At 54.9% G+C, this 26,211-nt stretch carries 26 protein-coding genes, 1 pseudogene and 1 riboswitch; of the genes and pseudogenes, 9 read left to right on the plus strand and 18 right to left on the minus strand.

Going from position 1 to position 26,211, the window contains the following annotated elements:
* Positions 1-435 precede the first annotated feature (435 nt).
* The 5 genes from ACR0E2_RS12345 to ACR0E2_RS12365 all read left to right on the plus strand — a co-directional run bounded on the left by ACR0E2_RS12345 (position 436) and on the right by ACR0E2_RS12365 (position 5,978).
* Positions 436-1,983, plus strand: a complete 1,548-nt coding sequence (locus ACR0E2_RS12345) for an arylsulfatase (RefSeq protein ID WP_480446605.1) — start codon at positions 436-438, stop codon at positions 1,981-1,983.
* Positions 1,984-2,337: 354 nt separating this feature from the next.
* A complete protein-coding gene (locus ACR0E2_RS12350) occupies positions 2,338-2,664 on the plus strand; it encodes a potassium channel family protein (protein WP_171230013.1) in 327 nt (108 codons plus the stop codon).
* Positions 2,665-2,840: 176 nt separating this feature from the next.
* The gene (locus tag ACR0E2_RS12355; RefSeq protein ID WP_171230012.1) at positions 2,841-3,920 is read left to right on the plus strand and encodes an AI-2E family transporter; all 1,080 of its coding nucleotides are present in this window, start codon (positions 2,841-2,843) and stop codon (positions 3,918-3,920) included.
* Positions 3,917-4,981, plus strand: a complete 1,065-nt coding sequence (locus tag ACR0E2_RS12360; RefSeq protein ID WP_171640271.1) for an HlyD family secretion protein — start codon at positions 3,917-3,919, stop codon at positions 4,979-4,981. The genes ACR0E2_RS12355 and ACR0E2_RS12360 overlap by 4 nt, the downstream gene beginning before the upstream one ends.
* Positions 4,971-5,978 (plus strand): DUF2955 domain-containing protein, encoded by a 1,008-nt coding sequence (locus ACR0E2_RS12365; RefSeq protein WP_171640269.1) that lies wholly within the window; start codon positions 4,971-4,973, stop codon positions 5,976-5,978. The genes ACR0E2_RS12360 and ACR0E2_RS12365 overlap by 11 nt, the downstream gene beginning before the upstream one ends.
* 266 nt (positions 5,979-6,244) lie before the next feature.
* Here ACR0E2_RS12365 and ACR0E2_RS12370 read toward each other — a convergent pair whose 3' ends face one another.
* From ACR0E2_RS12370 to ACR0E2_RS12415, 10 genes are all read right to left on the minus strand, one after another.
* On the minus strand, positions 6,245-6,994 hold the full coding sequence (locus tag ACR0E2_RS12370) for a proteasome-type protease (protein ID WP_480446606.1): 750 nt from the start codon (positions 6,992-6,994) through the stop codon (positions 6,245-6,247).
* 11 nt (positions 6,995-7,005) lie between these two features.
* Positions 7,006-7,803 carry a transglutaminase family protein gene (locus tag ACR0E2_RS12375; RefSeq protein WP_480446607.1) on the minus strand — a complete coding sequence of 266 codons (798 nt, stop codon included), beginning with the start codon at positions 7,801-7,803 and terminating at the stop codon, positions 7,006-7,008.
* Positions 7,804-7,806: 3 nt separating this feature from the next.
* The gene (locus ACR0E2_RS12380; protein ID WP_171230007.1) at positions 7,807-8,748 is read right to left on the minus strand and encodes an alpha-E domain-containing protein; all 942 of its coding nucleotides are present in this window, start codon (positions 8,746-8,748) and stop codon (positions 7,807-7,809) included.
* 2 nt (positions 8,749-8,750) lie between these two features.
* Positions 8,751-10,169, minus strand: a complete 1,419-nt coding sequence (locus ACR0E2_RS12385) for a circularly permuted type 2 ATP-grasp protein (protein ID WP_480446608.1) — start codon at positions 10,167-10,169, stop codon at positions 8,751-8,753.
* 280 nt (positions 10,170-10,449) lie between these two features.
* On the minus strand, positions 10,450-11,136 hold the full coding sequence (locus ACR0E2_RS12390) for a D-lyxose/D-mannose family sugar isomerase (RefSeq protein WP_480446609.1): 687 nt from the start codon (positions 11,134-11,136) through the stop codon (positions 10,450-10,452).
* Complete coding sequence (locus tag ACR0E2_RS12395; RefSeq protein WP_480446610.1) at positions 11,133-12,410, minus strand: amylo-alpha-1,6-glucosidase; 1,278 nt, start codon at positions 12,408-12,410, stop codon at positions 11,133-11,135. Before ACR0E2_RS12395 ends, ACR0E2_RS12390 begins: the two co-directional genes overlap by 4 nt.
* A gap of 12 nt (positions 12,411-12,422) precedes the next feature.
* A complete protein-coding gene (locus tag ACR0E2_RS12400; RefSeq protein WP_480446611.1) occupies positions 12,423-13,463 on the minus strand; it encodes an ABC transporter ATP-binding protein in 1,041 nt (346 codons plus the stop codon).
* Between the two features lie 23 nt (positions 13,464-13,486).
* Complete coding sequence (locus ACR0E2_RS12405) at positions 13,487-14,323, minus strand: carbohydrate ABC transporter permease (RefSeq protein ID WP_152459493.1); 837 nt, start codon at positions 14,321-14,323, stop codon at positions 13,487-13,489.
* Positions 14,320-15,165: a carbohydrate ABC transporter permease gene (locus ACR0E2_RS12410; protein WP_152459492.1), complete on the minus strand. Its 846-nt coding sequence runs from the start codon at positions 15,163-15,165 to the stop codon at positions 14,320-14,322. The genes ACR0E2_RS12405 and ACR0E2_RS12410 overlap by 4 nt, the downstream gene beginning before the upstream one ends.
* A gap of 74 nt (positions 15,166-15,239) precedes the next feature.
* Entirely contained in the window at positions 15,240-16,508 is a 1,269-nt protein-coding gene (locus tag ACR0E2_RS12415; RefSeq protein ID WP_480446612.1) for an ABC transporter substrate-binding protein, read from the minus strand.
* Between the two features lie 212 nt (positions 16,509-16,720).
* On the opposite strand from ACR0E2_RS12415, the gene ACR0E2_RS12420 reads away from it, so the two are divergent.
* Complete coding sequence (locus ACR0E2_RS12420; protein WP_152459490.1) at positions 16,721-17,731, plus strand: LacI family DNA-binding transcriptional regulator; 1,011 nt, start codon at positions 16,721-16,723, stop codon at positions 17,729-17,731.
* A gap of 37 nt (positions 17,732-17,768) precedes the next feature.
* On the opposite strand, the pseudogene ACR0E2_RS12425 reads toward ACR0E2_RS12420, so the two are convergent.
* From ACR0E2_RS12425 to ACR0E2_RS12435, 3 genes and pseudogenes are all read right to left on the minus strand, one after another.
* Positions 17,769-17,900 (minus strand): annotated as a pseudogene (locus ACR0E2_RS12425) (integrase); the annotation flags it as partial.
* Between the two features lie 518 nt (positions 17,901-18,418).
* On the minus strand, positions 18,419-19,501 hold the full coding sequence (locus tag ACR0E2_RS12430) for an FAD-binding oxidoreductase (RefSeq protein WP_480446613.1): 1,083 nt from the start codon (positions 19,499-19,501) through the stop codon (positions 18,419-18,421).
* A gap of 5 nt (positions 19,502-19,506) precedes the next feature.
* Positions 19,507-20,721 carry an aromatic ring-hydroxylating oxygenase subunit alpha gene (locus ACR0E2_RS12435; RefSeq protein WP_480446715.1) on the minus strand — a complete coding sequence of 405 codons (1,215 nt, stop codon included), beginning with the start codon at positions 20,719-20,721 and terminating at the stop codon, positions 19,507-19,509.
* A gap of 121 nt (positions 20,722-20,842) precedes the next feature.
* A riboswitch (cobalamin riboswitch) is annotated at positions 20,843-21,046 on the minus strand.
* 54 nt (positions 21,047-21,100) lie between these two features.
* Here ACR0E2_RS12435 and ACR0E2_RS12440 point away from each other — a divergent pair.
* From ACR0E2_RS12440 to ACR0E2_RS12450, 3 genes are all read left to right on the plus strand, one after another.
* A complete protein-coding gene (locus ACR0E2_RS12440; RefSeq protein WP_480446614.1) occupies positions 21,101-21,241 on the plus strand; it encodes a hypothetical protein in 141 nt (46 codons plus the stop codon).
* A 71-nt stretch (positions 21,242-21,312) separates the two neighbouring features.
* Positions 21,313-21,564, plus strand: a complete 252-nt coding sequence (locus ACR0E2_RS12445) for a hypothetical protein (RefSeq protein ID WP_480446615.1) — start codon at positions 21,313-21,315, stop codon at positions 21,562-21,564.
* Positions 21,565-21,623: 59 nt separating this feature from the next.
* Positions 21,624-21,797, plus strand: a complete 174-nt coding sequence (locus tag ACR0E2_RS12450) for a hypothetical protein (RefSeq protein ID WP_480446616.1) — start codon at positions 21,624-21,626, stop codon at positions 21,795-21,797.
* Between the two features lie 29 nt (positions 21,798-21,826).
* Here ACR0E2_RS12450 and ACR0E2_RS12455 read toward each other — a convergent pair whose 3' ends face one another.
* The 5 genes from ACR0E2_RS12455 to ACR0E2_RS12475 are packed head-to-tail and all read right to left on the minus strand — an operon-like array spanning position 21,827 to position 26,033.
* Positions 21,827-22,369 (minus strand): DUF3833 family protein, encoded by a 543-nt coding sequence (locus ACR0E2_RS12455; RefSeq protein ID WP_480446617.1) that lies wholly within the window; start codon positions 22,367-22,369, stop codon positions 21,827-21,829.
* The gene (locus ACR0E2_RS12460; protein ID WP_480446618.1) at positions 22,366-22,983 is read right to left on the minus strand and encodes a DUF3833 domain-containing protein; all 618 of its coding nucleotides are present in this window, start codon (positions 22,981-22,983) and stop codon (positions 22,366-22,368) included. Before ACR0E2_RS12460 ends, ACR0E2_RS12455 begins: the two co-directional genes overlap by 4 nt.
* On the minus strand, positions 22,980-24,203 hold the full coding sequence (locus ACR0E2_RS12465; RefSeq protein WP_480446619.1) for an MFS transporter: 1,224 nt from the start codon (positions 24,201-24,203) through the stop codon (positions 22,980-22,982). Before ACR0E2_RS12465 ends, ACR0E2_RS12460 begins: the two co-directional genes overlap by 4 nt.
* Positions 24,203-24,748 carry a hypothetical protein gene (locus tag ACR0E2_RS12470; protein ID WP_253283522.1) on the minus strand — a complete coding sequence of 182 codons (546 nt, stop codon included), beginning with the start codon at positions 24,746-24,748 and terminating at the stop codon, positions 24,203-24,205. Before ACR0E2_RS12470 ends, ACR0E2_RS12465 begins: the two co-directional genes overlap by 1 nt.
* Positions 24,702-26,033 carry an NAD(P)/FAD-dependent oxidoreductase gene (locus tag ACR0E2_RS12475; protein ID WP_480446620.1) on the minus strand — a complete coding sequence of 444 codons (1,332 nt, stop codon included), beginning with the start codon at positions 26,031-26,033 and terminating at the stop codon, positions 24,702-24,704. The genes ACR0E2_RS12470 and ACR0E2_RS12475 overlap by 47 nt, the downstream gene beginning before the upstream one ends.
* Between the last annotated feature and the right edge of the window lie 178 nt (positions 26,034-26,211).

A 26,211-nucleotide genomic window follows, 5' to 3' on the forward strand; every position in this document is an offset into this window, starting at 1 on the left:
GTACAGCTTCGTCCTTTGAAATGATCTTTGCATCCCAGTGTTTTATATAAACTGTTCACAAGTGATCGGATGTTACAAAGGTCTGTTTCCGATTTAATAATGCGACTGCGAGTGGCAGCATTGTCCGCATAGCGATCGCTCGCGATATTCAGGCGAATGTCAGCATCGATTCCGAAGCAGAAGAAAAAGTGGTCCAGCAAACGCTTTGGCGTGGTTCCGAAATGCGGCGAATTCAGTCGTGACCAATTACGTGTTTGAAGCGCTGGAAAAAGGTATCGGTCAGTTCGTTTAGTAAAGCCATTTAAGTCGACAGGATTTTTTTAATTAACTTGCGCATTTCCGCCTGAAATCCTGGAAACCACAAGGGTCCCAACAAAAAACTTCGAACTTGTGGTAGGTTATTCGGTGATAACAAGAAATTTTGGGAGGACGAATATGAAGTACAAAACAAAATCCACCATAGTAGCGGCATTATTTGCCGCAACCGCTACGGCCGTTTACGCACAAGATGAACCTCCTATGAACTTCCTGATTATTTGGGGAGATGACATTGGGTTTTGGAATATTAGTGCCTACAACCATGGCATGATGGGTTATCAGACACCCAACATCGACCGTATAGCCAAAGAAGGCGCGCTATTTACTGACTGGTACGGAGAGCAGTCCTGTACTGCAGGACGAGCGGCTTTCATAACTGGACAATCTCCCATTCGTACGGGTTTGACGAAGGTCGGCCTTCCTGGCGCACCTGAGGGCATGCCCGTGGAAGACCCCACCATCGCTGGACTACTCAAAAACCACGGGTATATGACAGGCCAGTTTGGCAAAAACCATCTAGGTGACCGTGACGAGCACCTCCCCACCAATCACGGTTTCGATGAATTTTTCGGGAATCTCTACCACCTCAACGCAGAAGAAGAGCCTGAAAATCCAGATTATCCCAAGGATGAATCCTTTAGGGAGAATTTCGGCCCGCGCGGGGTGATCAAATCGACCGCAGATGGCTCGATCGAGGATACCGGGCCGCTTACAAAAAAACGCATGGAAACCGTTGACGAAGAAGTCACGGCAAGTGCGTTGGACTTCATGGATAGAGCTGTTGAACAGGACAAGCCTTTCTTCCTTTGGTGGAATTCCACTCGCATGCACATTTTTACGCATCTTAAGGAAGACTCCGACGGAGTGACGGGACTTGGTGTTTATCCTGACGGCATGGTCGAGCATGATGGGCACGTCGGTGTACTACTTGATAAACTTGAGGAGCTTGGGATCACCGAAAACACTGTCGTAATGTATTCAACAGACAACGGAGCCGAGACCTTCACGTGGCCGGACGGTGGTACTACCCCTTTCCGCGGCGAGAAAAACACGCAATGGGAAGGTGGCTATCGTGTCCCGACTGTCATCAAGTGGCCGGGCGTCATCGAGCCGGGATCGAAGATCAATGGCGTAGCTTCACATGCGGACATGTTGCCAACCATTATGGCTTCTGTCGGCGAGCCAGACATCAAAGAAAGGCTACTTGATGGTGGCGTTGAAGCGATCGGTCGCCAATACAAGGCACATCTGGACGGCTACAATCTACTTCCGTCGCTCTCAGGTGAAACTGATGATTGGCCACGCAGTGAATTCATTTATTGGACTGACGATGGCAGCGTAGCCGCCTTGCGCTATGAACAGTACAAGGTGACATTCCTAAAACAGAACGCACATGGACTTGATGTTTGGCTCTCACCTTTCGAGGTGTTGCGCGCACCGATGCTTTCAAACTTACGGAGTGATCCGTTCGAGAGAGCCGAGGAAGAGAACGCTATGGGTTACCAGCGCTGGTTCCTTGAACATATGTTCGCGATAGCTCCTGCTGCCGCCTACGTTGGGCAGTGGTTGCAAAGCTTCGAGGAGTTTCCGCCAAGGCAAAAACCCGGCAGCTTTAACCTCGACAACGTTATGGAGGAACTCACCAGTCGTGCCGGCAATCAATAGCTCTGACGAAAGCCAGTGAGCTTGAATTCAAAGACAACGTTCTGTCGAATTTAAACGCGCAAATCATCCCCTTGGACTGAAAATTGGCGCAGTCCAAGGGAGAGAATGAACGGCGGCTTTGTCCGCGAAGCAGTCGTTCACGCCGAGTGCACCGCATGACTCTGCCGAGCCCATTGCCGACTTTGCCGGGTGATTAAAAACAGAATTGACTTGAGTAATCCCAAAGCGATTGAGCGAGAAATTGGTTAACATTCCTGCCCGACACCCACGGTGGGAGCGCAACAGGGTTTTGGAAAAATGCAAGAAAATTCAAAAAATTCTATGTATGTATAAATCCCTTGGTATTCTTACGTTATGAATTCACTAACGAGAATTACGCGAGGTATAGGCGTCGCCTTTAAAGACGGCAGGGTGAAGGGCCTTCTAGCATTCACAGCTGGCATGATCCTGTGGGCGTCGGTGTTTTACCGTTATGTCGAAGGTTGGAGCTGGCTTGACTCTATCTATTTTTCTGTTGTGACAATTTCGACCGTTGGGTTCGGTGACTTTTCTCCTGAAACAGCGGCAGGGAAAATATTTACAATTTTTTACATCATCGTTGGGCTCGGTATCTTCGTGACCGCAGCGACTACGGTGGCAGATACAATCCTGTCCCAGGACGACAAGCAAGAGGACAACTAGTTTTGCCCCGCCGAGCCACTGCGATTTCATACGCAGGCAATTCGTCGACCGAACAGCCCCTCTGAAATCCGGATTTGCGATATACTTCAAATGGTTGCAGGTTTTTTGGTATTTTAAATATACATATTAATTTTTTTGAGTGTAAAGTTTGAACAAACAAATGTTGGAGGGATGGTATGGAAAAGACTCAGGACGCGAAGATTGTCGATCTCGCGATTAGATTGCTGTTTCTCGGGCTATTCCTTTACAGCGCTTTGGTAATGGTCGCCCCGCTGGCAAGCGTGGTCATCTGGGCGACGATCCTGTGCGTCGCACTCTATCCGGTTTTCGATTGGCTGCAGTCCAGGTTGGGCGGAAGAAAGAAGCTTGCGACGACGATACTGGTGTTGTTGGGCCTCGTTCTGACCTTGGGGCCGGTCGCGACAGCGGTATCCGGAGCAGCCGAACTTGGGTCTGGATTTGCAGAACAAGCTGACAACGGCGAGCTAAAAGTCCCACCGGCACCCGATGGCTTAAAGGAGCTGCCGCTGGTCGGAAACAAAATTGCTGAAGTCTGGGGCTTGTTTGAACGAAACCTTGACGGCGCGCTTGCCAAATACGGCGCGCAGATTCTTGAGATCACCAAATCACTGTTCGGAAAGGTGCTAAGCATCGGGCTTGGGCTCTTGGCGTTGGCCCTGTCCGTCTTGATCATGGGGGCTTTGTTCAGCCCTGGTCCAAGTCTGGTGCAAGGCCTGCAGCGCTTTGCCAACCGTGTCTTTGCGCCCCGTGGCGGTGAGTTCGTTACACTTGCCGGCGCTACGATCCGCAACGTGACAAAAGGTGTGATTGGCGTGGCTGCGATTCAGGCGGTCGTGGTTTGGATATTGTTGGCGCTGTTCGGAATTGGCTCGGCCGCCACGCTGGCGTTTATCTGTTTGATCCTCTCGATTATCCAGATCGGGCCCGGCTTGGTTCTTTTGCCAGTGATTATTTACGCTTGGAGCACCATGTCCGGCGGTGCCGCGTTGATCTTCACAATACTGGCTATTCCCGTTGCGATAATGGACAGCTTCCTAAGGCCTGTATTCATCTCAAAAGGCCTCGAAACACCAATGCTGGTCATACTCATTGGTGTTCTTGGCGGCATGATGGCCTATGGCTTGATCGGCATTTTTATGGGACCTGTTCTGTTTGCCGTGTTTTATGAGCTTTTCAAGGTCTGGATCGACGCCCCTGCAGAAGCTGAAAGCGCGGCTGAAGGAGCCACGAAATGAGAAAGACGATTTGGACCACTTTGGCCGTCATTCTTGTTTTTCTTGTCTGGTATCTTGTCGCTGACCGAAAAACGCCGTTTACCGGGAATGCCAGAGTAAAGGCCATTGCGACCCAGATCGTTCCACAGGTCACGGGTACAGTGACCGAAGTTCTTGTCGAAAACGGACAGATCGTCTCGGCAGGTGATATTCTGGTTCGGATCGACCCCAGGCCCTACGAAATTCAACGCAACAAGGCGGAAGCTGATCTGGAAGCGGCAACGCAGGAGGTGGGTGCATCCTCGGCAGAGGTAAGAGCCGCGCAAGCCAAACTGGCGCGGGCCCAGAGCGATCTGGACACAATACGCATTCAAACAGAGCGTGTTTTTGCGCTGGAAAGAAAGGGATTGATCGCCGTCTCAAAAGCCGACGATGCCCGAGGTCAACTGGCAGAGTCCGAGGCAAATTACGAGAACGCCAAAGCGGATCTTGAAAAAGCAAAGCAGAGGCTGGGTGACGACGGGATCGAAAATCCAAAAATTCAGCGCGCGTTAGCTGCCTTGGCGGATGCAGAGCTAAACCTGGAATGGACTGAACTGCGTGCTCCGGCGACGGGTGTCATATCCAATCTGTTGATCGCCCCGGGTACGTATGCACGGTCCGGTCAGGACCTTTTGACGTTCCTGGATGCAACCGACATATGGATAGAGGCGTATTTTACGGAAAACAACCTAGGCCGGGCTGGGGTGGGTTCTCCTGTTGATGTCGTGTTGGATATGCACCCCGGTCAAATTATCCCGGGTGTCATTGAGAGCTTCAGCGCGGCTGTATCCTTGAGCGGTGGCGATGAACCTGGCCAGTTGGCCAGCCCGCCAAGTACCAAGGGGTTTCTGCGCGAACCAGAACGGTTTCCCGTTCGGATCGTGCTGCCGGGATACGAGGCCGGAAACGCCGAAGACGAACTGCGCTTCCAACTCAACGGGCAGGCCGACGTGATCATGTATTTGAGCGACAATTCCCTGCTGAATGTGGTCGGCCGGACCTATATCCGTTTGGTCTCAATACTATCCTATGCCTATTGAGGATCGAAAATCCGTTATCCGGCTTGCGCTGGGTGTGACCGGCGTTTTCGCCTTGGGCTTGTTTCTTGGGTGGCCTTTGGCGGTTGTGGGAGCAGTTTTCACCGCGCTGTTCCTACAAGCGCCCACCGCGCTGCCGTTGGCGGCATTCGCAAAGCTGTTTGTTTTCTCTATAGGATTGATGTTCATCTCATTCCTGTTGTCGTCCGTTTTCGCTCCCTATCCCGTGGTATTCCTTATTCTGGTTGCCATCGGGATCATCCTGTCCTTCATGTGGTCAGTTTCAGGGGCCGGAGTTCTACCCGGTGTCATAGCACTCATGGGGGCGTTGATGATCCCGAACCTCGTTTTGCAATCGCAGGATCTGGCGCTTGTGCTTGTATTTTGGATACCGATTAACCTGCTATTTGCAGGTTTCGTATCCACGCTGATGTTTGTGATGATCCCAGCGGAACCTCAAACAGTCGCCCAAAAGAAAGCCGACGCGCCACCAGATTTTGACCGGTACCGGCGGATCGTCAGAATGTCGCTTGTGACGCTTCCATTTGCCATGGTGTTTTTTGTGTCCGGGGCATCTGCTTTGCTGGTTCTGTTCTTTGTCGCTCTTTTGAGCCAGCAACTGGCCGCCATGCCGTCGATGGGAAAAGCCGTCGCCAAAGCTATGCTTACGGCAAACCTGCTTGGGGCAGCGGTGTCGATCATTTGTTACGAGGTGAACGTGATCGCACCGGTTATTCTGACGCCCATTTTATTATGTCTGTTTTTCTGCTTCACCCTGGGAGCGCTTGGGAAGTCTCAGGCCGCACTCGCGGCAGCAGCCGGTTCGGCGTTGACAACGGTTCTGATTGTTTACGGTGGGTCGGTTGCACCGTTTTCGGATGAAGCTGACGTCAAAAGTATCACGCGCGTTTTGCAAGTTGCAGGGGCCGCTTTCTTCGTGATTGTCGCTTATGTCATAGTGGACGAGTTCTGGCCGGAGAGGGAAATGCAAGCTTCATGAGTTGCCTGAAGTAAAGCTTTCAGGCGTCCACTCCAGCAACAAGAACAATGTGCTTCGAAATCAGTGTTACTATCCAAGCGCGCGTCGACAACTCAGGTTAATCCCTTTCAGATTCAACGCTGTTCTTCCGAATTTGGCAAACACGGCGCGCTTTTATTGCGGGCAGAAACACGGGTGCGATCGAATAAACCATCGTCTGCCTAGCCCGCCAAGTAGACACTCAAGCAAAGCTCAGCGAAAGTCGGCGATGCGGACAAAGCGGACGCTCAATCGTTTGGCTTTCGCTCTGGTTTGTATTCTGGAAGCTTGGACAAGGCCGATTTCAACGCGTCGCCCCACACCTCGGAAATGGTGCGAAAGTACTGATCGTCGGGTTCGAATCTGGACCGTGTGCCGCCTTCAAGACTGTCTTCATCGTAAAGAAGAAGGTCAAGCGGAGCTCCGACAGATAGATTGGCCTTGATCGTGGAGTCGAAGCTGACAAGCAGGAGTTTCACAGTTTCCGCAAAGCTCATCTCCGGATCATAAGCGCGCACCAGAATTGGACGACCGTATTTCGTCTCTCCAATCTGAAAGAACGGAGTGTCAGCGCCAGCCTCGATAAAGTTGCCTTCGGGGTAGATCAGAAACAGGCGAGACGGGCCGCCTTTGATCTGGCCACCTAAGATGAGTGTCGCATGAAAGGCGCTGTCGGCTTGCTGACCGGATTGGGAATGCTCCTGTATGACGTCATTCAACGTAGCCGCGACCAGTTGCGCGACTTGGAACATTGTCGGTGCTTCCAGTATGGACGGCGAGCGATCTTCTGGCGCTTTGGTCCGCTCTTCCAGAAGGCTTATGGTGGCCTGAGTAGTCGCAAGGTTTCCGGCCGTTAGGATAGTGATCGACCGATCGCCATCAACTGTCCAATTTAACATCTTGTTGAAGGTCGAAACATTATCGACGCCTGCATTCGTGCGCGTGTCGGACATGAACACCAACCCGCGATTCAGCCGCATACCCACAGCATAGGTCATCAAATTCTCCGTTATTGCTGTGCGACCTGCAACTGCACTGTCAATTGCTCACCCGCTGCCCCAATTCTGTTCCCTATTACTGGGGCAGCTTGGGAATAGTCCAGACCGGTCGCGACGCGTACGTATCGATCGTCAGGTGAAATCCCGTTTGAAACGTCGAACCCAACCCACCCAAGCCCGTCCAAGTGCACCTCGGCCCAGGCATGGGTCGCGTCCTGTAGTTCCGTTTCGTTCATCATCAGGTAACCCGATACATAGCGTGCAGGAACTCCAATCTGTCGCGCGCAGGCAATGAAAATATGCGCGTGGTCCTGACACACGCCGCACCCGGATTCGAGCGCGTCTTCTGCGCTCCAGCCCGGGTGCGAACTTCCAATCTCGTACACGACCTGAGTGCGAATGCTTTCGGAAAGGGCATGCATCTTTTCCAGCGGTTCGCCTTTGGGCAACGCGCCTATCACTTCGGCAACCCCTTTCCCCGGCGTTGTCTGCGGGGTGCTCCTTTTGAATAGCCACAATGGAGTCGACCCTTCGTGACGCCCGAGGACGCCATGTGTGTCTTCCACTTCTACAACGCCTTCTGAAATCAACAAGATGCTTTGGGTGTTTACGTCGAAACTGATCAATTCCACGGTGTTGCGGTGGTAGTCTTCAAAAGTCAGTTCTTTGCGCCCGCCAGTGATTTGGGTGCTCCAACTTACAATGTTCTGGTTGCGAAATGACTTTGGTGTCTTTCTCAGCTGTTGCAGCCCGAAGGGAACGGGTGCATCGAAATCGTATCGTGTCTCGTGTCGAATGTGCAGTTTCATTGGCTACTCGTAGAACCTGTAATCAACCTCGATCTGTCGACTTAAGCTGCCGAGATCTGTCAGAAAATCCTGAATGTACTCATGCAGACCGATTTCGAAGATTTCAGAGATTTTTTGATCCAGGTATTTCTCGTAGAGGCCATTCGAGGCCTCGCAGGAAGGCCCGGCAAAGCCATAGTCTTTCTTTAGGTAAGAAAGGTTTTCTTGAATTTTTCTGCAGCAAAAGTGAAGGCTGCGCGGCATTCGCTGATCCAAGATCAAAAACTGTGCGATATCAGACGGCTGGGTTTTCTCACCGTGGGTCATTCGATATCCTCCGCCAGCGCCGACGGAACGGAGAATGCTTTCCCATTGGATGTTGTCCAGTGATGAGCCAACTGAGAAAGCTGTGGGCAGAAGAACGTAGTATTTCACGTCCAGAATGCGTCCGGTATTGTCGGCTCGTTCGACGAACGTACCAATGCGGGTGAAGTCGAAAATGTCATTGCGTAGCATCGTGCCCAATGTAGCGCCACGAACCAGGGCCGCCTGTTGGCGAATAAGCTCCAGCGTCGCAGGCAGGTCCCGCTCATTCACGCGGCGCTTCATGACATCATCAATCTGCATCCAGGTAGAGTTTACTGCGCTCCAAACATCGTGTGTCAGTGCGGTTCGAACAAGACGCGCATTGTCTCTTGCCTGCTTGATGACTGATTTGATCGAGGATGGATTATCCGCATCACGCATCATCCAATCCACCGCGTTGTCTTTCGAAACATCATCGTATTTGGCGTGGTACCCATCCAGAACGCCGGCCGTTTTCAGAACAGAACCCCATTCTTCGGTCGAATTCTTGGTGCGGGTCAACGCCATCCGCTGACCTGTTTCAAGCAGCCTGGCCGTGTTTTCCGCTCGTTCCAGGTAGCGGGACATCCAAAACAACCCACCAGCAGTTTTTCCCAGCATGGTCAGTCCTCCAGAACCCAGGTGTCTTTGGTTCCACCGCCCTGACTCGAGTTTACGACCAATGACCCCTTTTTAAGTGCCACGCGGGTCAGGCCGCCGGGAGTGATCTTGATCCCCTCAGGCGACACTAATACGAAAGGCCGCAGATCGACATGTCTGGGGGCCAGCCCCGAGCGCGCGAAGATCGGAACGGTTGAAAGCGACAGTGTCGGCTGAGCAATATAGTTCGCTGGCCGCGCTTTGAGCTTGTCGCGGAAAGCTGAAATCTCTTTCTTGCTGGCGGTCGGGCCGATCAACATCCCGTAGCCGCCAGACCCGTGCACTTCTTTCACAACAAGGTCGGAAAGATTGTCCAGTACGTAGGACAGAGATTCGGGATCGCTGCAACGCCACGTGGGAACATTTTGAAGCAGGGGCTTTTCACCCGTGTAGAATTCAACGATTTCAGGCATGTATGAATAGATCGCCTTGTCATCGGCTATGCCTGTTCCCGGGGCGTTCGCAATCGTGATACCGCCAGCGCGATAAACGTCCAGAATACCCGGCACGCCCAATGCGCTTTCGGGGTTGAAATTCAACGGGTCCAGAAAGTCGTCATCCACTCTGCGATAGAGAACGTCAATGGGTTTATAACCTCTGGTGGTGCGCATGCAGACACGCCCGTTTACAACCCGCAGGTCGTGACCTTCGACCAATTCCACGGCCATCTGATCTGCCAAGAAGGCGTGCTCGTAGTAGGCTGAATTGTAGATGCCAGGCGTCAACACGGCGACAGTGGCCTCTCCCTCGGCGCAAGCTGGCGCGCATGCAGCCAAGGACCGTCTTAAACTACGCGGGTAATCGGAAACATTCCGGACATTTGTGGCGCTAAACAGTTCCGGGAACATTTTGAGCATCGTTTCCCGGTTCTCGAGCATATAGCTCACACCGGACGGCGTACGCGCATTGTCTTCCAGCACAAAAAACTCGTCCGGCCCGGTTCGCACCAAATCAACACCGACTATGTGCGTATAGACCTTACCAGGTGGCGTGATGCCCAACATCTGCGGCAGGAACGCTTCGTTTGCGGCGATCATCTCAGCTGGCACACGGCCAGCGCGAACAATTTCCTGACGGTGGTATATGTCATGAAGAAACGCGTTGATTGCCCGAACTCGCTGTTCGATACCTCGTTCCAGCCGCTGCCACTCTCGTGCCGAAATGACACGTGGCACGATATCAAACGGTATCAGTCGTTCTTCTGCCTCTGCTTTGCCGTAAACATTAAAGGTGATGCCCGTCAGCCTAAAAACTTCTTCGGCTTCACGCTGTTTCGCCCTCAGCCGTGATACGTCTTCAGCATTGAACCAGCGGCCGATCTCTTCATATGGACCTCTGAGTGATCCATCGCCGTTGAACATTTCATCAAAATACTCACTCATGTGTTAAGTTTCACGCTCAAATCAGAATTTTCAAGTCGTTCAGGCTCGATTTGATACTGTCGTCGTAAGTAACGTCTAATTTTCAGGCGAATTGAATATCGTGGTGATCCTAAAACCGTGGCGTTGTTCGCGTTTCCAGCTGTTGAAGCACAACGCAGCGAACGGGCAAATGAAGCCGATAGATATTGCCAATTTTCGGTAAAGGGTGACCGGCCAAACTCGGATAGAGAGCGTTAAGTTCGCGCCAAGACGCCACGAACTCCTCCAATGGCTTCATCAATCAGCCTAGCCATTTTGAGTAATCGCTGACCAGAAGATGTGTTGGCGCGACGTCCTCCTGAACCTCGGCAAATCGGCCAATTGGGTCGCGAAAAACATTGTCGGTCTCGTCGTCATTGACGGTCGAGACCTCGCCGATCAGCACATCGCCACCTTCGCCCCAAAACGCGTGCCAATCACCAGGGCGAAGGGTGACGCTTTCACCAGGGGCCAGGCGCAGTTTCTCGCCCGGGCCGTAATCGCGGCGGATACCATCCAGCCAGACTACGCCGCCGCGATCCTCTGCAAAACCACCGGTATCATCCGAGCCGAAAAGCTCGATCACTAGGGTCGCGCCACCACGGTTGATGATATCTTCTGCCTTCAGAACATGCGTGTGCATCGGCGAAAGCTGATCCTGCCGTGAAATCAACAGCTTCTCAGCGTAACACATGCCGCCGCCTTTTGCCAAGTCGCTCTGCAGACCGTTGCGCAGGGTGAAAAGAAACAGGCCCATCCGATCAAAATCGCCGTCGCCGTAATCAGTGATATCCCAACCGCAACGCGCGTCGATCACGTGACGGGCATCGCTTTCACGAGCCTTAAATTCTTCTGGCGTCCAATAGGCAAACGGCGGCAATGTGAAACCGTGAGAGCGAATTAGCTCATTTGCTTGCGCCATAATCTCGTTGATGCGCGAACGTTTCATGCGGGCACTTTTTGAATCTTGAGAATTTCAATCACCATTGCCGCTGTCCAAGTGAAATCTCCACCCCCACACGGTTCACCGCTGATGGGATCATAGTATTCCGCAAAGCCGCTTTTCTCAATGAGGCGCAAGCTGCCAGCAAGGATACGTTGTGCCATTGCTTGCTGTCCTGATTGGATCAGCCCTTCGGCAATCATATAGTTCACGACCAGCCATGTCGGTCCACGCCAATAGCGTTTACTGTCAAAGGCGTCATCCGCCGGGTCGTGGCTTGGCACCAGATAATCGCATCGCTCGGACAGCAAGGCGATCCTTCGCACCAGGGCTTCGGCACGCTCGGGAGGCACCTGAGCAATTGCCGCAAGTAACCCGCCGACCGTTGGCGTGTCTTGCAGAATCCCGGCAGCGCGGTTGTAACACGTGTATTGTCCAAGATTTGCATTCCATAAGCTTTCCAACGCTTCACGGCCCTTGGTGGCCATTTCGCGCGCTTCAGAGGCCATGGCAGGAATACCCAAAATCTCCGCTAATTCCGCAACATCGTCGCAAGACCGAATAAGGATGGCATTGAACCCCGGGTCAACCAATCGGAAAGGCGAGGCGTCATGTAGTTTTGTGTTATCCCATCGCAATCCGCGGAAGTGTTCCACCAACCAGATATACCTTTGGTACTGATCATCTGTCGGGCGATGATCGGGATTGGCATGTGTTGTATCGCGTCGCGTGAACGGTGCTATGCCCTCAGTCGGTACAGCATCCAGCCCTTCGTCCCAGTCCACCGAGTTGTCTCGCCCGGATTCCCACGGGTGAATGATTGCCACCAGCCCGGTGTTTTCTGGATCGCGGTTGCGGTAAAACCACTGATGCCATGCGTGGACCTTGGGCAGAAGTTCAGCAAGCCGCGTCCGGGCGGCGGCTTTGTCTTCGGCGCGATTATAGAGTTTGCGCAGGGCAAGACCCGCAACCGCCGGCTGGGTGATACCGGTCGTCGGCACAGCTTGGCCGGTTTGCCAGACGTCAGGACCGGGGAAATACCCATCATCGGGTTCGTGAAATACGATATGGGGCACCATACCGTCTTCCCACTGATGGGCCATTAGGGTCTCGACCTCGACCCAAGCCCTGTCCATGTCGAAATGCGAAAAGCCTAACGCAGACAATGCGCTATCCCAGTTCCACTGAAAGGGATAGAGACCGTGGGTAGGCACGGTATAACTGCCACGGTCGTTGCCTTCCATTACTTTGCAGGCCTGATCGATCAGCACTTGGCTCATCGTGGTTCTCCTTTACGCAACGGCCAGAGTTGTTTTGGGGTCAAACCAGCGTCCGCGACCCTCTTGCGGCGCCAAGGTGAGTACGTCACCGGGTTTCACGTCGAGCTCACTATCCAGCACAGCGCGGAATTGGTGCCCGTCCACATCGCAAGTCACCAGCAAGTGCGCGCCCAGAGGCTCCACAACTTTGGCCCGCGCTCCGAAACCCTGATCTGCAATGCGCAGATCTTCCGGTCGAATCGCCCATTTCAGCTCTTTGCCGTTTGCCGGCCCGTCAATGTTTTGCCCTGCCACATTCCAACGCCCGGAACCCGCTGCTTCGGCAGGAAGGAAGTTCATTGGCGGATTGCCGATAAAGCCGGCCACAAACTCGGCCGCAGGATCCCGGTACACCTCGATAGGCGAGGCGGCCTGAACTATTTTGCCCTGATGCATGACGCTGATCCGGTCAGCCATGGACATAGCTTCGACCTGATCGTGGGTCACGTAGATTGCTGTGGTTTTACTTTCAGCCAGAACACCCTTCAGCTCGGCCCGCATCTCCATCCGCAACAATGCGTCAAGGTTAGACAGCGGCTCGTCCATCAGGATCACATCCGGTTCCATCGCCAACGCACGGGCAACGGCGACCCGTTGGCGCTGACCCCCCGAAAGCTCGCCCGAATAGCGCTTCAGAAGCTGCTCGATATGCATCAACCCAGCGGTGCGTTCGACCCGACGTTTGACTTCCTCATCGGGCAGTTTCTGCATCCGCAGACCAAAGCCGATATTTTCGAACACCGTCAGATGCGGGAACACCGCGTAATTCTGGAACACCATCGAGATACCGCGATCCTTTGGCGACAGGTGATCCACCCGGCGACCACCGATCCAGACCTCGCCGGTGGTCGCTGTCTCGAGCCCGGCAATGATACGCAAAAGCGTGGACTTGCCGCAGCCCGAAGCACCCAAAAGCACCATGAATTCCTGATCCGAGATGGTCAGGTTGATGTCGTACAGAGCCTGGTAGGACCCAAAGTTCTTGGCGATGTTTTTGATCTGTATTTCAGCCATAACAGTTTCCTTTCAGCCACCGCTCAGCGGTTGGCAATACCCCACATGGCAAAGAGATATTTGCGCACGGCGAAGATGAATATCAGTGCAGGCACCACGAGAATGAACCCGCCTGCAAATTTCAGATGCAGCGGTGCTTCGCCCAGGGTCTGCAACAGGAACGCGGGAAGCGTCCGGTTTTCGATGGTCAGAACGGCGGCCGCGAAAACCTCGTTCCACGAGATCACGAAGGCAAAGATAGCCGAGGCCGTGATCCCCGGGAGGACCAACGGCAGGATCACCTTGGTAAAGGCGGTCAGACGCGTGCAGCCCAATGTCCAGGCCGCTTCTTCCAGCTCAAGCGGAATACCTGAGAATAGCGAAAAGGTTATGAGCACCGCAAAGGGGATTGCCAGTGTGGTGTGGACAAGGGCCAGACCGAAGGCTGTGTCATCCAGACCCGTGCGGATAAAGAGAACCGCCAGAGGCAACGCCAGCAGTGGCAGTGGGAAAGCCCGTGTCAGCAGGATCAACAGGCGGAACAGTTCCTTCCCCCGGAAGTCGAACCGTGACAGGGCATACCCAGCCGGGGCTCCGATCGCGATGGACATCACCATCGTCATCAAAGCAACCACAACTGAATTCCACAGTGCCGCCAGCATTCCCTGGAACCCCGCAAAGAATTCCAAGGATCCCATGTCAAATTCCGGGAGGAAGCTCTTGGGGAAGCTGTTCACAGTATCCGGTGAGGACATCGTGTTCACAAACAATAGGTAGAGCGGGACGATCACCCAGGCGCACAGCAGGATAACCCCGGCCCGGTAAAGCCCTTTGCCCGCCTTACGCGCGTCGGGGGCAACTACGTCTGCAACAGCCGTCATATCGTGGCTCCTTTCGGGACGCGCAAGGCGCGCATAATGATCAGAGTGAAGACGATCGAGATAATCAGAACGATGATCGCGAGTGCTGCTGCTGCACCGCCATTTTGCAGATCAAACTGATAGGCGTAGATCTCGCCCATAAGCACCGGGAAAATCGTGCCCCCAAGGGCGGCGACCACGGCAAAAACCTCAAAGGCAAGGATGACGCGCAGGACCAGTGCCGTTTGCAGGGACGGGCGCAAAAGGGGCAGGGTGATCCGCGTGAATTGCTTCCAGCGCGAGGCTCCAAACACATCCGCAGCCTCGTAGTATTCCTTGGGGATCAGACCGATGCCCGCCACAAGGATCACAAGCATAATCGCGGTCGCGCGCCAAATCTCGGCCAGCATAATCGCAAGGAATACAATCCAGGGGGTCTGATAGCTCAGCAAACTCACAGGTTGGTCAGTGACACCCAATCCCACCATCATCGAATTCAGGAAGCCTGACTGCTCGAAGATAGCCAACCAGATGATACCAGCTGCAAGGTCCGAAATGCCCAGCGGGATGGTCCAAATGTACAGAACCAGATCGCGACCCCTTTGCATCTTCGTGACCATTGTGGCCATCAGAAGCGAAAGGGCCAACTGGATCGGCACCACAGCCGCTGCCAGAAGAAAAGTGTTCTTCATTGAAATCGGGAACTTCCAGTAGTTCACAACCTCGCGAAAATTATCCAGTGAGAAACCGCTCTCGGTTCCAAAAGCCTGCTGCGCCACCAACGCAAACGGGTAAAGAAAGAACAGGCAGAGAAACAGAGTCACCGGGAGGATCAGAAGGTATGGCAATAGCCGCGCTTCCATCGGACCGCTCCTTCAAGTTGGGAAAATGCTGGGGAGCCGGGCCGCTATTTCAGTGGCCCGACCGTTGGAAGGTCTTACTCGACCGGGCACGCGCCTTCCGAAGGCGCATCAGGTGCCCAGCAGGGCGCGCCGGTTTCGGTCATGATTTTTTCAAGCTGTTTCTTCTGATCATTCAAGACTTGCTCGATGGGCTGGCCAGCCAGAACAATGCGTTCAAACGTATCTACGTAGACACGATTGAAATCACCACCCATGCTGCCCAGACCTGCGGGCAACAATCCAGGATTGGCATCTGCCGAACCGCTCATCTTGGCAACGGCTTCACCGGCAGCTTTTACCGAAGGCGGCAAATCGTCTGGCAACTCGACGTCAACTACAGGGAAGAAGTTAGTGGCTCTCAGAGTTGCGATCTGCGTCTCTGGCTGCATCAGATAAGTTACTAGAGCTTTGGCACCTTCTGCATCCGGCGCGGTGCGCGGGATGGCAACACCTGCCAGAACAGGCATGAAGCCACGGCCGGTCGGACCTGCGGGCGCCGGTAAGGCGACGAAATCATCGGGGCGTTCATTGAATGCCTGCGCCAGGCGTGAGGTGTGATCGAAGACGATCCACGCATCTCCGTTCAATAGCTGTTCCTGCATAAACGAGAAGTTGGTTGATGCAGGGTTCGTATGGCTCCAAAGCTCTTTGAACTTCTCCCATGCGGTCACAGCCTCGGGCGAAGCAAACGTTCGCACGACACCGTTAGTGTAGGAGGGGTAAAGATAGCCTTGGAAAAAACGGTGTTTCAACCCTTTGGGCCCAGCCGGAAAACCGAATTTCTTCTGACCAGTCGCTTGTTCGACATTGGCTGTCCATGCGATCAACTGGTCATAGGTCAGCGCGTTAATGTCTGCACCTTCTGGCAGGTATTGCAGCGCTTCCTTGTTGGCGGCCATGATATAGCTCGCTTGCATCCACGGCATGTATTGCAGGCTGTCCGTTCCCAGCTTAGCCAGATCGTTGAAAGTGTCCGACGCCGACATCACACCCAGATCGCTGAGATCCATCAGATCATCAGGGTTCATTGCCGAGAAGTTGCCGTGCAAAGACCCCAGCAGATCAATACTACCCGAGCCCGCCTGCAACTCGGCTTGGAGCCGGGTCAACCAAGGGCCATCTTCGTTTGGCTGGTAATCAACTTCGCCATCAAATCCACCAAGCACCTCGGCCCGCATGGCTTGCGCCTCTTCAGCAGGACGGGCTTGGGTCGACCAGAACAGAGTTTCGGCTTGTACGGCAGCTGCGCCAACAAGAATAGCCAAACCTGATACGGCACCCGCAAGTTTCGATTGAATGGACATGTTTTCCTCCGTTTGTCTGAGGCTGGCCAAAATCTGGCAACCTCCCTCCCTCGCCGACAATCTTGGATCAGTCTATGGCGAATGTTGGCACTATGATATATCGTTTTATCATGAGTCAAGTCGGATAGCCCGTTTATTTTTCCATATTTTACTTGAAGTATTCGATTTCGACTGCAAAATAGACAAAACGTTATACCTGAAAAAACTCATCCATGGCGAAGAAACCCACCCTATCCAGCGTTGCCAAAGAAGCTGGCGTGTCAGTTCCAACTGTTAGTCAGGTCTTGCGCGACACAGGTCGAATTTCAGAAAAAACGCGTCAAAAAGTTTTGAGCGCGGCTAAGCGGCTTCGATACGTTCCAAATCACGCTGCGGCCACAATGCGATCGGGCGACAATCGCGAAATCGGCTTTATCCTTAACAAGTTGGCAAACCCGTTCAACGCAGAGGTCGTTAGCGGCGCTGTTAACCTGCTGGAGGCCGAGGGCTTTATGGTTTCGGTCCTCGATGCTCAAGGAGACCTTCAACGCCAGGACCGCCTTCTGGAAGCCTGCATCAGATTTGGTCGACGTGGTCTGATCTGGGTTCCGGCACTCAACACCAGCGGGGACGCCATGGGGCTTCTGGATGCTCACGGTGTTCCTGCTGTCACATTCATGCGAAAGGTGTCTCAGTCTCTGGATCACGTTGGTGTTCTAAACAAAGAGGCCCTCGTGCAGGCCACACAACACTTGATTGACTTGGGGCACAGGCACATCGCCTACTTAGGCGGAACCGAACAAACGTCTGTGCGCGAAGAGCGCATCGCCGGTTACCTGAGTGCCTTGGAGAAATTGGGCGGCGTGCATCCGGTTATCTGGCCATGCGAAGAAACCAAACGCTCTGGTGTTGAAGCAATCACCGCACTTCGTCAGCGACACCCTGAGGTAACAGGCGTTGTTTGCAATGGCGATGTTGTTGCACTTGGGGCATGCTTTGGCTTGATCCAATCCAACTTGAAACCCGGGCGTGACTTTTCAGTAGTAGGCTTCGACGATATCGAAGATGCCGCCGTCTCGACGCCTGGCCTCACAACAATGGCGATCAACCCAAAAAAATTGGGTACGCGATTGGCCGAGATCCTTCTGGACCGCATGCGAACACCTGAAATGCCAGTTCGTCATTTCGAGTATTCTGCAACCCTGACAATTCGAGGAACATCAGGGGCAGCCTCTGACCAATAAAATGGACGTCTTGGCTGCTGTTGCGCGTCCATTCCGGGTAACGCACTGTACTGTCCGTCTTGCTATGGCCAAGCAACAGTTGGACAACACGCAAAGTACCCGTTTTCTGATAGATCAACTGAACCAACGCCGCTTTGGTGCGTCTGGGTGAATGGGTTCTCTGGCTTGATGACGCTCATCCAATCGCTTAAACCTACTCTCGGACAAGCTTAGCGTATTGGCTCCGGGCCCAAGCTTCGACACCGCGCCGACGAACACATTATCCACTGCCATGATTGATCAACCGGTCTGCGGACGATGAAGTCGTCAGCTTGAGCTTATTGCCGCAAGGGGTCGTCTGCGAGGCGCGTGCCTGTGATCATGTTTTCGTTGTTTTTCCAGATGTGCGGTCATTTGACTGACCGCCAGAACTTCTTCAAACCCTTGTAAGGGTGCTCAGGAACGGCCGCGGGGAACAACCACGGGCATTGTGGGGCTCTCTCTTCTCGCGTTTTCGATAACAGCATAATGGCCGGCGAAGACAAAGGCAGATGCTCGCGCCGCGTCTGTGAGATGGCGGGAAAGCCCCGAAAGCGCCGGACATCCGGCGACCCGATCTGGCCCGCGTTCTGCAACGGGCAGAAAAACCGCGCCGAAAACCGCAGCGGGTGTCAGCCACGCTGCGGCTTTGATCGGGATGCGAAGCACCTAAACCTCGACTTTAACCTTGCCGATCGGGTTCGAGCAGCAGGCCAGAATGTACCCCGCGTCGATGTCGTCTTCCGAGATCCCTCCGTTGTGGACCATATGGACCTCTCCGGCAGTTTTCTTGACCTTGCAGGTCCCGCACACGCCGAAGGTACAGCCTGACGGAATGTTCAGGCCAACCGAGCGGGCGGCGGCAAGCACCGTGTCGGTCTCGGCAACCTTGGCCGTCACGCCCGAGGTCGCGAACAGGATCTCGGCGCTGCTGTCGTCGTCCAGAACAACGTCATCCAACTCGGGCTGATCCGCCTCGGTTTCCACCGGCGCGCCGAAGCTTTCCTGATGGTAGTTGTTCATATCAAAACCAAGACCGGCCAGCGCGTCGCGTACCGCTTGCATGAAGGGCTCAGGACCGCAGCAATAGACTTCGCGCTCAAGGTAATCCGGCGCCATCAGCCCCAGCATCAATTGGTTGAACTGACCCTGATATCCCGTCCATGGGCGGTAGCGGTCCGGCTCTTCCACCACGAATTTCAGGTCCAAACCATCCGTGCGGCTGGCCATCTGTTCCAAGCGCTGGCGGAAGATGATCTCGGATGGCCTTTTGGCGCAGTTGATGAAGACAACGTCCAGATCGCGGCCTTCGTCCCACATGCAGGTGGTCATCGACATCATCGGTGTGATGCCTGAGCCAGCCGAGATAAACAGGAACTTGCGCGCATCGCTCAACGCGTTGGTGAACAGGCCCGCAGGCCCAATGGCCTTGATCCGCATGCCGGGTTGAAGATTGTCAAGCATCCAGCGCGTGCCGATACTGTCGGGTTGCGCTTTGGCGGTGATGGTGATCGACCGCGGCCGCGACGGCGACGATGAGATCGTGTAGGTGCGATGCACAACGCCTCCGGGCTGGTCGGGCGCCGGAATCTCGAGCGTCAGGAACTGACCGGGGTGATAGGCGAACTGCGCCCCCGAGGGGGCACGGAACGAAAAGCTGGCAGTGTTCGGCATCTCGGGCACGACCGAGACACATTCCAGCATCTCTCCATCCTGCCAGACGGCTGATGAAAGCGTGTTCAGGTCTTTCATCAGACTTACTCCGCCGCCATTGAGTCAGGGGCCAGGCGGGCCGACACTGTGTTGCAATACCAATCCACGAATTGCAGCACACCGGATTCCTGAATGGCTGAATATGGGCCGGGCACATAGGCCGGGCTGTTGATGCCCTGCTGGTTGTCCTCGACCACCTGTCGATCTTCGTCATTCGTGGCGACCCAGACTTCGGTCAGGCGTTTCACGTCATAGTCAACGCCTTCAACCGCATCCTTGTTGACCAGCCATTTGGTCGTGACCTCGGTCTCTGTCGGGCCGATCGGCGTGACGCGGAAAACAATCGAGTGATCGGCAAGAAAGTGGTTCCACGTGGTCGGATAGTGGAACTTCAAAAGCGATCCCGCATCCGCAAAGGGCGACCGGCCCAACCAACGGCGCACGGCGGATTTCCCGTCCATCGTATAGCTCTCGGCCCCTTCTTTCAGTGGCATCCGCGCCAGTCTATATTGGCCGTCCTCGTGCAGATAGAACTGCGATGGCATACCCGCAGCCTGGCACCTGTCGAAATGGGCTTGCATATAGGCTGGGGTTTCGCCACCTTCGATCCCCGTCACACCCGGATCATCAGGGAAGGTCCGGCACAGCGCAGGGTGGTTTCCGCCGCAGTGATAGCATTCGCGATTGTTTTCCCAGACCAGTTTCCAGTTGCCGTTCTCGATGATCGAGCTTTCAAAGGCGACCTTGGCATTCCCCAGATCATGCGGCTCAAGATACGGGCGGGCGATATTGGCGAACACGTCGAAATCCGGAGCCTCATCCGCCAGACAGATATAGACCAACCCGGCAAGCTCGCGGCAATGGACAGTCTTCAGACCATGCTGTTTGGGATCAAAGTCCGGCCCCATGTCGCGGGCCCACAGCAAAGAGCCGTCCAGCTCATAGGTCCATTGGTGATAGGGGCATACCAGCTTGGGCGCATTACCCTTTGCGGCCTTGCAAATGATCGATCCACGGTGGCGACAAGTATTGTGAAAGGCGCGGATCTGATTGTCTGCACCCCGTACGATGATCACGCGGTAGGCGCCTACATTATAGGTGACATAATCGCCCGACTTCACCAGCTCACACGCCGGAATGGCAAATAGCCAGTCGCGGTAGTGGATGGTTTCAAGGTCGGTCTGAAAAATCTCGGGATCGGTGTAAAACGCCTGCTCCAGAGCGTAACCCGGGTTTCGACGCGCCAACAGGCTTTGCATGTTGTTCACTTCTGGCTCTCCTGCCGCGCCCCGCGGCATTGCTTGGGCAGGTGACAGGGAGGAACCGTCCGGAGGCGCGCGAGCACCACGTCCGAAATCCGTGCCCCCACCGCCACCCGCGGTTTGACATATCTGAGAGGCTGGTTTCCGGACTTGAAAGGGGCTTGCACCCGGTTGCGACACCTTCCCGGGATCCTCGTCCCAGTGGTTGATTGTCGAACCTGACCTTCCTTACCGTTGCGGGGGCAGTGCCGGAATTCCACCGGCTTCCCAATTCTCCGCTGTCTGAGAATCAAACAGCGGCACCTCACGATGGCAGCCTACTTTTTACCCGCTTGGGCGCTGAAATGCTTGCGACATTTCCGGTTTCAAAACAGACATGGAAATTTTCCGGCAGCGTGGACGGCGCCGGGATCACAGTCCTTGGCACAGGGGCGTGGCAGGCCCGCCGGCATGGCGTTTTGCGGTGGCCGATGGCCTTGCGATGGATGCGGCCACGTCTGACATCGGCGCCGCCTAATTGTCCCCCAACCGCGACGGCGAAGGCCCGGCTGCTCTGATCAGAAACGAAACGCTGGGCGTCGCCTGAGCATGGCTGGAAAAGAGAGTGTCAGGCCAAATGAAGGAGGTTTGCAGCAAACCCTTTTAGGTGAAGTTGATCCGTTCGGGATAGTGCTGGCTTTCAATGGGGCAGGTGAAAAAGGCCAATATCCGTCATGCGAGAGTTGCCAGTCCATCCTGTCAACGGCCGGTAGAAAACCTCATTTTGTCCATAAAAAATTGTCTTTTTCGGGAAAAACCATTACGTTTTCCGAAAATGGTGGAAAACACCGGAGGCAGTAAGAGAGCAGATGCCAAAACCGAAAACAGGTGTTTTGCGGACAACAGTTCCTTCGCGCCTCATGGGAAAACGAGATGGCCTGTTTTTCCTCTGGGGGCAGATAGAACGCGCGCGCTTGAAGGTCGACGGCTGCGAACGCGCCGAGGGTGCAGCCCCGGACGGGCCAAGGGCGAACACGGCCGGTGAGGTCAAGGGATCGACGACAGCATTGGTGGACGAGTTTATTTTCTACTGACTTTTGTGATGAAACCGGGCCTGGCAGCCCTATTTCTTCTCGAAGAACAGGATGACTTCACCCAGACGGACGCCATAGCGTGAGACATAGGCGCGGTTCAGCAGACGGTCGTCATCCAGCAGCCACATCCAGTCGTCGAATTTGACACGCATGGTCCCGTCCTTGATCGGCAGGTCGATCTTGTATTTCCAGTTGAACGTATCCCCGCGTTCAATCCCGCTGGCGGTACCCAGTACGCCAGGAGCCGTACCGGTCCACGCATCCTCTCCGGTTTTGGTCAATGTCCAGATGCGTTGTTCCGTCGCGCCATCGTCGTAGACGAAGTCTTCGACCAGTGTCAGGGTTTCGCCGTCCCATGTCCCGTCGATATCAACCGTGAATCTGCGGGGGATATTTCCCAAAACATCCTGAAACTGACCGTAGGCCACTGTTTTGCCTTCGAAAAATTCCTCGAGGTTCAACTGTCGGTCCGACAGAAACGTTTTGGGTACCTTCGGTTTGCTGGAGCAGGCCGCCAGAAGTGCAAGGCTTGCGATGGCGACGCAGGCGATGAAAGAGCGAAAGGTGATCATTGCAACGGCTTCCTTTCCGAAGTCGCGTCATACCCGTTTGACCCACTTGGATGAATCGGTTTCGAACTGGGGCTTGGACGCATTGTGGCGATCAGTTCCGCGACCTTGACGCCAAACTTGCGCATCTCGGACCGATTCATGATGACGCCGGTTTCTGTCAGATACATCCAATCGGTGACATCCAGTGTGTGTCCACCAGCGTCATCTGGCAGAATGATACGATAGGTCAGTTTCACCGTGGACCCCGAGATGATGCCCCGACCTTCGCCCACGATATCATCCGCTATTGCCGTGAACGTGTTGCCGGTTCCCAGCGTCAGGTACCATTTGCGGGTCATCTGTTTTCCGTTGGAATAGGTGAAGTATTCGGTCAGCGTGCCCGAGTTGCCTTGCCATTCGCCGGACATGCGCGCGACAAAGCTGTTCGACATTTTGCCGTTGGGGCCATAGATCAGGCCCTCGGACAAGATCTCTCCGTTCAGGTGCTTTTTCAGGGAAAAATCTGGCCCAGTGCCACTGTAATCGGACGGCGATTGCGCGCGAAAGCTCAGCAGCCTTGCACGGATGAAGACAGCGGTCAGAAGGACCAGAAGGATGATTGTGAAAGCGTTCATTTGCTTGTGACCTCGGTGGGCAGGGTCAACACCATCCCGAACGCTCCGACTTTCAGGATGCAGGGCAGCACCGCGTAGGCAAGATTGAGTGTTTCCAGTGCCTGTGCGGAATTGGTTTGACCGGGGGTGAAACCGCTGCGTTCCAGCAGCGGCAGAGTGAAAAAGGCAGCCAGGGCGAGGCCCAGTTTGCCAGCGAAGGACCAGATGCCAAACGCGGCTGATGCGTTCAGCCCGGCCCGTGTAAGCACGACCGAGAACATGGCCGGCAATACGACCATATCCGCGCCCAGCGCCGCGCCCGAGGCGAGACAGATCATTGCAAACCCCGCAAGGTTTCCTGCACTCAGTGTGGCAGCGCCAATAAAGCCGGCGATTGAGAGGGGCATGGCGATGATCAGAGTCTGTTTCGGGCCAATTCTGTTACTGAGCTTTGCCCAGAGCGGGACGCTCGCGCCTGCGCTCAGGAAGAACAGGATCAACAAAGGACCTGCCTTGCCCGGCAGTTGCAGCCGGTCTTCCACAAAAAACAGAAACAGGGTGGAGGTTATGGCAACCGGGAGGCTGTTGACCAAAGCCAGCGCAAGAAGGCGCAAGCCACCGGCCTGACCCAGACCTGCAAAGGACAGGCCTGAGCCGGTGATCGGTCTGCGACGCCAGATCGGGATCGTCAGTATCAGGGTCAGAACGGACAGCAGCCCCAGAAACGCTCCGAATGCGGGGTAGCCTTGGGAGTGTGCCCCGAAAGCAACCAACAGGGCCGGAGCGCTGGCTGCGATGACCACCCCGGTCAACTGCCCGCCTTCACGATAGGCGGCCAGTGTCATCAGCTCTTTCGGATCGGTTCGCTTCGCCAGAGTTGCGCTGCGACCATATAGAAGAATGGTTCCCAGGCTGTACGCCGAGAACAGCAAGATCAGGATCGCGACCAGTTCCGGCACGCTGGCACCCTGCGGCAGATTGAAAAGCAGGGGAAACCCGATCGCCAGCCCCAAAGCCGCCATCGCCGCAAATGCAAGCTGGCCGCCGGGCCATCGGTCGATTGCCCAACCGATCAGCGGATCCTGCACCAGATCCACCAAACGGATCACCAGCAGCACCGTACCAATGACCCCAAGGCCAATACCCAGGTTCACGGCTGCAAAGCGCGGCAAGTGGATATAAAGCGGGATACCCGCCGCAGCGAGCATCAACGCATAGAGACTGACCCGGGGATAGAGCATCACCGCCCCTGTAGCCTGCGCGTGAAAGACGCGGACCGCGTGTTGTCTCCCAGGAACACGGACATGAAACTGCGCTTGATGCCCGGATACGCCATGGTGCAGGTCTTTTGCCCGTTCAGCCAGAAACTGACCTTGTCGGGACCATCAGAAACCGCCAGATAACTGTCCCCTTTTGCCACGGCTTTGAAACACCGGTTCAGTTGGTCGCGAACGGGTGCTGAACGGCCGATGCGGTCCATCTCGTCAAGTGTCGAGTTGACCAGCGCTTTCTTCTTGATGTTCTTGCGATAGGTCAGTTGCAGGGCGATATCTTCGCTCCAACTGAACGGCGCACCTTTGGGCGTGTAGAGTTTGGCGTCATAGATTGGCAAACCCAGATAGCGGAACGTCGCGGTTCCGCGCAGTTGGGCATCGTTCAGTTCTTCCGTGACCGGTGACGCGACCAGCCCATTGGGGATCAGCAAGGAAAGTGCAAGAAACGCTGTGCGCCATATCGCCTTATTCAGCGGCAACAGATAGGGCCGGGTCTTTCCCAGGAATGCCATTTTCAGCTCCGATGGTTTGCGGGGCGCCATTTATTCGAGCAACGACATGCATCGCGCTGGCTATCCCGTCTTCGTGAAATCCGTGCCGGTTGTAAGCACCGGCAAACCAAGTTCGGTTCTGTCCCTGCATCTCGCGGATTTGCCCCTGCGCCTTCAGGGCGGCCTTGTCGAAGACCGGATGGGCAAATTCGACCTGGTCAAAGATCTTTTCCGCGGGAATTTCTGATGAAGCGTTCAGCGTTACAAACAGCGGGTCACTGTCCGGAATGTTCTGAAGCCGGTTCATCCAGTAGGTTACCCCCACATCTCCGGCTTGCGAACGATAGGTCCAGCTTGACCAACAGGCGCGCCGCTTTGGCATCTGACCTGGGTCACAATGCAATATGGCCGTATTGGGCTGGTAGCGGATTGCGCCCAATGCAGCGGCTTCCGCGGGGGTCGCGCCATCACCTAAAATGGCAAGCGACTGGTCCGAATGGGTGGCCAGGATGATTTCATCGAACTGATCCACGGCGCCCTGGCTGTGGATGGTGACGCCCATCTCGTCACGGGATACATTCTGAACGGGGCTGGCCAGACGTATTTCCGCCCCCCGCGCACGAAGGGCCGCGTCGATCCGGCGGACATACTCTATGCTGCCGCCTTTGACCGTGTACCATTGATGCTGGTTCGCACGACCACTTGCCAGCAAAGCGTGATTGCGGAAAAACTGCACCAAAGAGCGTGCGGGGAACTGATCCACGAACTCGACCGGAGTAGACCAGATGGCACCGCACATCGGCATCAGATAATTGTGCCGGAACCAGTGACCCAGCCGCAGCTGGTCCACCAATTCGCCAATCGTGGTGTCATCGTCCTTGGCGGCTTCGGGGGCTTCTTTGCCAAACCGCAGAATATCAGCGATCATTTTATAGTAAGCCGGACGCGCCAGATTGCGCTTTTGAGCGGTCAGTGTGCGCAGATTGTTCAACCCGTATTCAATGCGGCCATTGTCGATTGTCGCGCCAAAGCTCATCTCGCTTTCGATCACGGGCACGCCCAGCTCATCAAACAGCCGGGTCAGGTAGGGATATGTCGCATAGTTGAAGACGATGAAGCCCGTATCGACCGGTTGATCCCCGTTCTTTCCGGCCATCACCGTGCGGGCATGGCCACCAAGCCGAGGTTCGGCCTCATAGACTGTCACGTCGTTGTTTTCTGAAAGATAGTAAGCGGCGGAAAGTCCCGAAATGCCTGCACCTACAATCGCGATTTTCTTCCGTACGCCCCGGGGTTCGTCGAACATTCCAGCCTCTTTATGTGACAGTTTACAAAAAGATACGCAGGGTAGGCATAAGTGGATCAATCCGATTAGAAGTTTTTAACAGATGCACTACCTTATGGCTTCTGGTTTGAGCTTCCGTGACCTGCGCTACCGTTTTGATCCGAAGCGGATGCGAGGCCGTATTATCGTGAAACACAAC

The sequence above is a fragment of the Ruegeria sp. A4 genome, assembly GCF_056543025.1.

What these genes read in the sequence shown, in the direction of transcription:
- ACR0E2_RS12345 (WP_480446605.1), top strand. Translation starts at nt 436, where the DNA reads ATGAAGTACAAAACAAAATCCACCATAGTAGCGGCATTATTTGCCGCA.
- ACR0E2_RS12350 (WP_171230013.1), top strand. Translation starts at nt 2,338, where the DNA reads ATGAATTCACTAACGAGAATTACGCGAGGTATAGGCGTCGCCTTTAAA.
- ACR0E2_RS12355 (WP_171230012.1), top strand. Translation starts at nt 2,841, where the DNA reads ATGGAAAAGACTCAGGACGCGAAGATTGTCGATCTCGCGATTAGATTG.
- ACR0E2_RS12360 (WP_171640271.1), top strand. Translation starts at nt 3,917, where the DNA reads ATGAGAAAGACGATTTGGACCACTTTGGCCGTCATTCTTGTTTTTCTT.
- ACR0E2_RS12365 (WP_171640269.1), top strand. Translation starts at nt 4,971, where the DNA reads ATGCCTATTGAGGATCGAAAATCCGTTATCCGGCTTGCGCTGGGTGTG.
- ACR0E2_RS12370 (WP_480446606.1), bottom strand. Translation starts at nt 6,994, where the DNA reads ATGACCTATGCTGTGGGTATGCGGCTGAATCGCGGGTTGGTGTTCATG.
- ACR0E2_RS12375 (WP_480446607.1), bottom strand. Translation starts at nt 7,803, where the DNA reads ATGAAACTGCACATTCGACACGAGACACGATACGATTTCGATGCACCC.
- ACR0E2_RS12380 (WP_171230007.1), bottom strand. Translation starts at nt 8,748, where the DNA reads ATGCTGGGAAAAACTGCTGGTGGGTTGTTTTGGATGTCCCGCTACCTG.
- ACR0E2_RS12385 (WP_480446608.1), bottom strand. Translation starts at nt 10,169, where the DNA reads ATGAGTGAGTATTTTGATGAAATGTTCAACGGCGATGGATCACTCAGA.
- ACR0E2_RS12390 (WP_480446609.1), bottom strand. Translation starts at nt 11,136, where the DNA reads ATGAAACGTTCGCGCATCAACGAGATTATGGCGCAAGCAAATGAGCTA.
- ACR0E2_RS12395 (WP_480446610.1), bottom strand. Translation starts at nt 12,410, where the DNA reads ATGAGCCAAGTGCTGATCGATCAGGCCTGCAAAGTAATGGAAGGCAAC.
- ACR0E2_RS12400 (WP_480446611.1), bottom strand. Translation starts at nt 13,463, where the DNA reads ATGGCTGAAATACAGATCAAAAACATCGCCAAGAACTTTGGGTCCTAC.
- ACR0E2_RS12405 (WP_152459493.1), bottom strand. Translation starts at nt 14,323, where the DNA reads ATGACGGCTGTTGCAGACGTAGTTGCCCCCGACGCGCGTAAGGCGGGC.
- ACR0E2_RS12410 (WP_152459492.1), bottom strand. Translation starts at nt 15,165, where the DNA reads ATGGAAGCGCGGCTATTGCCATACCTTCTGATCCTCCCGGTGACTCTG.
- ACR0E2_RS12415 (WP_480446612.1), bottom strand. Translation starts at nt 16,508, where the DNA reads ATGTCCATTCAATCGAAACTTGCGGGTGCCGTATCAGGTTTGGCTATT.
- ACR0E2_RS12420 (WP_152459490.1), top strand. Translation starts at nt 16,721, where the DNA reads ATGGCGAAGAAACCCACCCTATCCAGCGTTGCCAAAGAAGCTGGCGTG.
- ACR0E2_RS12430 (WP_480446613.1), bottom strand. Translation starts at nt 19,501, where the DNA reads ATGAAAGACCTGAACACGCTTTCATCAGCCGTCTGGCAGGATGGAGAG.
- ACR0E2_RS12435 (WP_480446715.1), bottom strand. Translation starts at nt 20,721, where the DNA reads ATGCAAAGCCTGTTGGCGCGTCGAAACCCGGGTTACGCTCTGGAGCAG.
- ACR0E2_RS12440 (WP_480446614.1), top strand. Translation starts at nt 21,101, where the DNA reads ATGGAAATTTTCCGGCAGCGTGGACGGCGCCGGGATCACAGTCCTTGG.
- ACR0E2_RS12445 (WP_480446615.1), top strand. Translation starts at nt 21,313, where the DNA reads ATGGCTGGAAAAGAGAGTGTCAGGCCAAATGAAGGAGGTTTGCAGCAA.
- ACR0E2_RS12450 (WP_480446616.1), top strand. Translation starts at nt 21,624, where the DNA reads ATGGGAAAACGAGATGGCCTGTTTTTCCTCTGGGGGCAGATAGAACGC.
- ACR0E2_RS12455 (WP_480446617.1), bottom strand. Translation starts at nt 22,369, where the DNA reads ATGATCACCTTTCGCTCTTTCATCGCCTGCGTCGCCATCGCAAGCCTT.
- ACR0E2_RS12460 (WP_480446618.1), bottom strand. Translation starts at nt 22,983, where the DNA reads ATGAACGCTTTCACAATCATCCTTCTGGTCCTTCTGACCGCTGTCTTC.
- ACR0E2_RS12465 (WP_480446619.1), bottom strand. Translation starts at nt 24,203, where the DNA reads ATGCTCTATCCCCGGGTCAGTCTCTATGCGTTGATGCTCGCTGCGGCG.
- ACR0E2_RS12470 (WP_253283522.1), bottom strand. Translation starts at nt 24,748, where the DNA reads ATGGCATTCCTGGGAAAGACCCGGCCCTATCTGTTGCCGCTGAATAAG.
- ACR0E2_RS12475 (WP_480446620.1), bottom strand. Translation starts at nt 26,033, where the DNA reads ATGTTCGACGAACCCCGGGGCGTACGGAAGAAAATCGCGATTGTAGGT.